The organism is Spirillospora sp. NPDC048823 (genome assembly GCF_043198445.1).
In the GTDB taxonomy this organism is placed as follows: Bacteria; Actinomycetota; Actinomycetes; order Streptosporangiales; family Streptosporangiaceae; genus Spirillospora.
The window spans coordinates 1-5,964 of sequence record NZ_JBICUT010000036.1 but is presented as its reverse complement, the minus strand read 5'-3'; the positions used below and the strand labels follow the sequence as shown (position 1 = coordinate 5,964).

The 5,964-nt window shown below is 59.0% G+C and carries 8 protein-coding genes; 5 read left to right on the top strand and 3 right to left on the bottom strand.

Going from position 1 to position 5,964, the window contains the following annotated elements:
• From ACGFK0_RS37505 to ACGFK0_RS37490, 4 genes are all read left to right on the top strand, one after another.
• On the top strand, window positions 1-1,023 hold a 1,023-nt coding region (locus ACGFK0_RS37505), incomplete at its 5' end, for a polymorphic toxin-type HINT domain-containing protein (protein ID WP_392913510.1).
• A 26-nt stretch (window positions 1,024-1,049) separates the two neighbouring features.
• Window positions 1,050-1,637, top strand: coding sequence for a hypothetical protein (locus ACGFK0_RS37500; RefSeq protein ID WP_392913508.1), 588 nt, complete (start codon window positions 1,050-1,052; stop codon window positions 1,635-1,637).
• 937 nt (window positions 1,638-2,574) lie between these two features.
• Window positions 2,575-2,967 (top strand): hypothetical protein, encoded by a 393-nt coding sequence (locus ACGFK0_RS37495; RefSeq protein ID WP_392913506.1) that lies wholly within the window; start codon window positions 2,575-2,577, stop codon window positions 2,965-2,967.
• 14 nt (window positions 2,968-2,981) lie between these two features.
• The gene (locus ACGFK0_RS37490) at window positions 2,982-3,758 is read left to right on the top strand and encodes a polymorphic toxin-type HINT domain-containing protein (RefSeq protein ID WP_392913504.1); all 777 of its coding nucleotides are present in this window, start codon (window positions 2,982-2,984) and stop codon (window positions 3,756-3,758) included.
• Window positions 3,759-3,980: 222 nt separating this feature from the next.
• Here the strand turns inward: ACGFK0_RS37490 and ACGFK0_RS37485 are convergent, their stop codons facing one another.
• Window positions 3,981-4,205 (bottom strand): hypothetical protein, encoded by a 225-nt coding sequence (locus ACGFK0_RS37485; RefSeq protein ID WP_392913502.1) that lies wholly within the window; start codon window positions 4,203-4,205, stop codon window positions 3,981-3,983.
• Between the two features lie 301 nt (window positions 4,206-4,506).
• Here ACGFK0_RS37485 and ACGFK0_RS37480 point away from each other — a divergent pair, with 301 nt between their 5' ends.
• Window positions 4,507-4,842: a transposase gene (locus ACGFK0_RS37480; protein ID WP_392913500.1), complete on the top strand. Its 336-nt coding sequence runs from the start codon at window positions 4,507-4,509 to the stop codon at window positions 4,840-4,842.
• Here ACGFK0_RS37480 and ACGFK0_RS37475 read toward each other — a convergent pair.
• Window positions 4,770-5,021, bottom strand: a complete 252-nt coding sequence (locus ACGFK0_RS37475; protein WP_392913498.1) for a DUF397 domain-containing protein — start codon at window positions 5,019-5,021, stop codon at window positions 4,770-4,772. The genes ACGFK0_RS37480 and ACGFK0_RS37475 overlap by 73 nt on opposite strands.
• Before the next feature lie 25 nt (window positions 5,022-5,046).
• Window positions 5,047-5,964 (bottom strand): helix-turn-helix domain-containing protein (locus ACGFK0_RS37470; protein ID WP_392913496.1); only part of this gene is annotated, 918 nt, incomplete at its 5' end.

Sequence of the window (5,964 nt, the reverse complement as noted above, 5' to 3'; positions counted from 1 at the left end):
GTCATCGGCGGCATCACCACCGTCGTCACCGCTGGTCTGATCCTCTGCGCCGCCGGAGGCTGCGAATCCGGAGCCTTCCAAGCAGCCGGCCTCGCATGCGCAAGATCAGGCGTGTGCCTCCGCGCCGTCTCCGGAGCCATGACCGCCGGAGGCGCCATCAACAGCGGCTACGGCGCCGGAGAACTCCCCAGCGGAGCGATGGGGAAAAGCGGATCATGGCTAGGAAGACTCTTCTGTCGAAGCAGCTTCACACCCGGCACCAAAGTCCTTATGGCCGATGGAAGCAAAAAGAACATTGAGGATCTACGCGTCGGCGACAGGGTTTTGGCGACCGACCCCGAAACCGGGGAAACTAAAGCAGAACCCATTCTCGGTACCATCACCAGCAAGGGGGCCAAGAAACTCGTCCAGATCAGCGTTGATGACAAGGCCCCCGCGCTGGCCTGGATGACGGGCAGAGAACTCAGATCTATCTCCGCCAAGTTGCCAGGGCCAAAGCCATTCAAGGGTAAAAGCGGAGCGCTCGTCGCTACTGACAAGCACCCCTTCTGGGTCGCTGGCAGCATCAACACGTGGATGAACGCGACCGACCTCAGACCCGGAATGTGGCTTCGCACCAGCTTCGACACTTACGTCCAGGTCGCCGCGACCAAGCATCGAACCACCCACTATCAGCGCGTTCATAACCTCACGATCGCCAACGCCCATACATACTATGTGCTGGTCGGTGAAACGCCTGTCCTCGTTCACAATGCCGACTCGGACTTGCCGCCTATCATCAAAGAGGCGATCGAGAACCAGACTTTCACGCCGCGCACGAAACCTGATGGTACTCCAGACATCTTCGAGGCCCGCAACGGCACTCCTGGTAAGATAGCGCGCAAATGGGGCGGATCACAAATTTATGACGTACCCGGAGGTGGCAATAGCTATCGAATCATGATCAACGGCTATGGTGATATTGGTTGGGTTTCCGGACATAACTACAAGAAAATTAATCTCTACAAGCCCCCGGCGTGCTGACAAGATTATCAGACGGAGAACTAATGGTGGACGACCTTGATGGTCTGAGTGTGCAACAGTTCACAGAGGAACTCCAGGCGGCGGGCTTCGAGTTGCTTGCGGCTCGATATGAAGCTGCCCTGATTCCGGTCCAGGTCGCGTGGGCCGCAACAACTTGTAGCCCTGGAGAGGGAGGGAGGCGAGACGTAAGTTACCAGCTTGACGATCCAGATCTCGTCGATAACTTAAACTCCATGTGGGCTCAAATGGCGACGGAGGTCGGCCTGTTCGACCATTGTGGCAAATTCTTGCTCTCTGTTAACTCCGAGAGCTCCGAATTGCTGGAGCCTCACTGGGCCCTTGTTGCTAGGATCGGGGATCCTGATATTGCGGGGATTGGTTCAGCGAGTGGTATTTTTGGGTTTCGTCAAGGCTATATCGAATTCGCAGCAGCATCCCTTGATGGGCGCGCCGTAATTAGAGGAACTTTGTGGCAGTCATCTGCTGGCCTTCTTGGCCTGAATGATGCTCGTAGCTCTGTCCGGTTGCGGGAATACGCCACCGGTCTTGTGGAGCGGCGAGTATTAACTGTAGCGGAGCAGGCTCAGGTGTGGCTGGGTTCGGGGGGAGCGTAGGTTGGACTCCATCGGACTCGCCTAGAGGTTGTCCGTAATGATGGCCCAACCAGGCTTAATTGGTGTTGGCGGGTGTGGTGATGAGAGTGAGGCCTGTGGTGGTCATGCAGCCGTCGATCATGTCGGGGTGGTGCGGGTCTGGGTGGTGATGATTGGCGCGATGCGCTGAATACCTACCTCGATTCCGGTGGTTCAGTAACATCCGATTCATAAGTTGCAGCGTACTGATACGGCGGCTGTAATTTGGGTCCTCGTCACCGGTGACGAACCCGGCCTGGACGACAACCAATGGGACGGCTTCTGCCGAACCATCAACTCCAACGCACAAAGCCTGTGCCACCACAACCCCTTCACCGGAAACGACACCACCGATTCCGGCCTCAAATAAGCCCTCGTCATCGGCGGCATCACCACCGTCGTCACCGCTGGTCTGATCCTCTGCGCCGCCGAGGCTGCGAATCCGGAGCCTTCCAAGCGGCCGGCCTCGCTTGCGCCCGCTCCGGCCTATGCCTGCGCGCCATCTCCGGAGCCATGACCGCCGGAGGCGCCGTCAACAGCGGCTACGGCGCCGGAGAACTCCCCACTGGAGCATTGGGAAAAGCGGATCATGGCTAGGAAGGTTCCAACCCCCTAAGATCACGGTTAACAGGCACGGCCAGTTGACCAACGGTCGATACACGCTCGACTCGGCCGGGATGGTCCCACATGTAGATGGCACGCCAGGGAAGAGTCAATTTGGCTTCTATGTGAACTCCGGAAAGGCTACACTGGACGCAGCTGCTTATGCTGATCGGCACGCTCTCTGGGTGGAAAGCAAGGCTAAAGTGCCGGTCGCAAATGGCATTGCCGGATATCTCGGTGACGGGACGCCGACCAACTGGATAAACGTATACCGCACTCGGACTGGTTTTGTTCACGGATCGCCAGGGAGTCCAGGGTGACAAACAGCATCGAAGATGCTCTCCATCGCGCCTTATTGGTTGCCGGTACTTGGTCTGCTTTAACTGCCCAGTCGATGGCTTCCGACCTCGCCCGCGATATGTCGGCTGAGGTCGATTGGGACGAAAATGCAGGGGAAACTTGGTTGCGTGTCATCGCGGGGAAGCAGGTTGTCGGTCTGATTTCAACCGTACTGCCGTTTGCCTTTATTCAAGAGAATACAATGGCCAAGGAGGAGGGTATGGTGATCGTGACAGTTGACGATTTCAACTACCCTCAATTGTCCTGCTCTCTCTCGACATTAAATAATGCATTTGATGTACCAGAAAGGCTTCAACTGCTCGATCTGGAGAAGTTTTCTGTAAACGATTTGTGGTATGCAACTGTATAATTGATTTCCCTCACGTGCTTGTACCGCATTTCGAGGATCTACGGGTCGGCGACAAGGTCTTGGCAACCGACCCTAAAACCGGAAAGACCAAGGAAGAACCCGTTCTCGGCACTATCACCAGCAAGGGAACCAAGAACCTCATTCAGATCAGTATCGACGCCAACGCCCCCGCACTGGCCTGGATGTCGAGCCGCAGCATCAATCTCTCCCCCTCCAAGCTCCAGGGGCTTAAACAAGCCAAAAACGGCATGGTCATATCCACAGGTAACCACCCCTTCTGGGTCGCCGGTGACATCAACGCCTGGGTTGAAGCCGCCGAGCTCAAGCCCGGCATGTGGCTCCGTACCAGCGCCGGCACCTACATCCAGGTCACCGCCACCAAACGCTGGACCACCAAGCACCAACGCGTCCACAACCTGACCATCGCCAATCATCACACCTACTATGTGAAGGTAGGGACCACAGGCGCCCTCGTCCACAATGCAGGGCCATGCGGCAACTTTTCGTCGGCCCAAAATGCATTTTCCCACTGGAAGAAGCACAAGGGAGAGTTTCCTGAGCTATACAATTCATTGGAGTACCTCAAGGCGGCAAGACAATTCACTAGCAAGCCACCGACGGGGACATTGGTGCGGATACGTGGGAATGGAGACCGAGTGTTTTTTAATCCACGTAGCAATGATTTCGCGGTACGTACAAAGGATGGGATCATCCGTACTTACTTCCGTCCCAATCCGGCCCAACATGGATTCCGGAACAACCTGGAGTACTTCCGTGCCCAAGCCGCATGACGAGATCTACAGGTGTCGCGTGTGCGGCTTTCCGCGGGTGGAGCCACCATGGGGGCTAGATGGGCACACGCCATCCTTTGAGATATGCTCATGCTGCGGGGTGGAATTTGGCTATGAAGACGCCACATTGGAAGGAATCCGACAGTATCGGAGAGAATGGCTGAACTCCGGACAAGAATGGTGGGATTCAACGGCTAAACCTGATGGTTGGGATTTGGAAGGTCAACTTGCCGAGATACCAGATGAATATCTCGATACCTCGTGATTAATCTGGTCTACCGGTCTGGATCTCCTGCAGGGCGGCCGCTTGAGCTGGTGATACAGCGAGGGCTGGTTCTTCTTCGCGACCAGGATGAAGTGGGTGTTGTTGTCCTCGACAGGGAAACGGGCGTAGTTGCGCTGGGTGTGCAGGGCAACGGCGGTGACGACGGTGTCGGTCGGGTCCAAGGGCCGCAGCAGCGGTTCGAACGCGGCAGCGACTTGGAGAACGGAACAGCGTATACGACTAAATGCGTGCTGCCCCAACGCAGGCTGTCGACGACATCTTCTGACTGCGAATTGTCGATCGGGGGAGTTGAACTGCCTAATGCGGGGACGGCCGGCTGTTGCCGACCACCAAGCCGAGGTTCGGCGATGCTGGCCAATGATGCTGGGTCGAGTAGGCCGCCGACGCGCTGCGCTGCATGAAACGCCTGGTCGATGATGCTCTTCCCGCGACGGCACCCTGAACACCATCGATTCCGCCACGTTGACCGCGCCAAGAACGTATTCCGGTCCGTCGCCCGCCTGGGCCGTCCAAGCGACCAGATCTCGTGCCTCCGATCTGGAGAAGGACCATAACGCGCAGGCCCGCCGGCTGCTGTGTCACGACGACCACCTGCGGTTCACGGTGGATGCCCGGGTGCCGTTCGACGACAATCCGGCCAAGCGCGAGGTTCGAATGATCAAGATTGGAAGAAGGTCTCAGGCTGTCCTGCGCGCCCTGGCAGGCGCCGAGCAGTTCTGCACCGGTCACCAGGTGAAGAAGTCGAATTCTCCGTTGCGGACGCCGGCGAGGAAGGCTTGCCATTCGGCACGGGTGTAGAGGATGACTCCGGCGTCGGGGCGGTGGCTGTGGCGGACGGCGACGCGGTCGGTGCCGTCTGTGAGGGGGCCTGCCTCGACGCAGTTGCCGCCGTTGTCGGGGCTGAAGGTGCTGATGTGCCAGGCGACGTCACTACGCTGCTGTGAAGTGAGAGCGTCGTCGGCCTCTGGCTTGTTCACTTCCATTCCTCTGCAATCTTGGAGATCAGAGCGGTGGACTCGGCCTGCCCGAGGGCCAGGCGCTCATGTCCAACATACGTCTGGATGAAGCGGTCGCTTTGAGGGGGTTCGGCATTGATCGCACCTGCCATTGTCTCGGTGTAGCGACCTCTGGGAAGGGAGCGGGCAGCTTGAAGATCGTAAACGTGCCATAAGTGCCGGCCGGTGTGCCCGCTCGGAACGGAAGGACCCAAATGTCCACGGTGGGCTTGGCCGTGCATTGCGCCAGGTGGCGGAGCTGTGCGGCCATGATCTCGGAGTCGCCGATCTGGCGCCGCAGGACGGCTTCGTCCAAGACGGCGGTCAGTTGGGTCGCCTCTTCGGCCTCCAGGACCGTCTGACGGTGCATTCGGAGTTCGTGCCAACGGTCGACCTGGTCGGGCGTGGCGTCCGTGTCGTTGGTGCGGATCACTGCTCTTGCGTACTCGGGGGTCTGGAGCAGGCCAGGGATCACGATGGCGGCGAACGAGCGGATGCGGTCTGCTCGTGACTCCAGCCAGGCGTAATCGATCAGCGATCCGACCACGTCGGCGGCGTAGCCGTCCCACCAGCCCTTCTGCCAGACGTCCTGGCTGAGCGCCATCAGCGCCTCGCGTCGCTGCCGGTTCGAGACGCCGTACAGGTCCAGGAGTGCCATCAGGTCGGGGCGGCGGATCGGGTAGAAGCCCGACTCGAACCGGCTGACGGTCCCTGGGTCCCGCTGGAGGTATTCGGCAACCTCCTTGATCATCAAGCCGCTGGCGTCGCGCAGTTCGCGTAGTTGCTGCCCGAGCCACTGGGAGCGCAATGTCGCTCGTTGTCGTTCGGCCACGCTGACCGCAACCGGCGGACAGCGGCTATCGGGGATCAAACTGCTGGACGGGTGGCTACGCCCCCGCCAAGCCCAGGTGCCCGGCCAGACAGG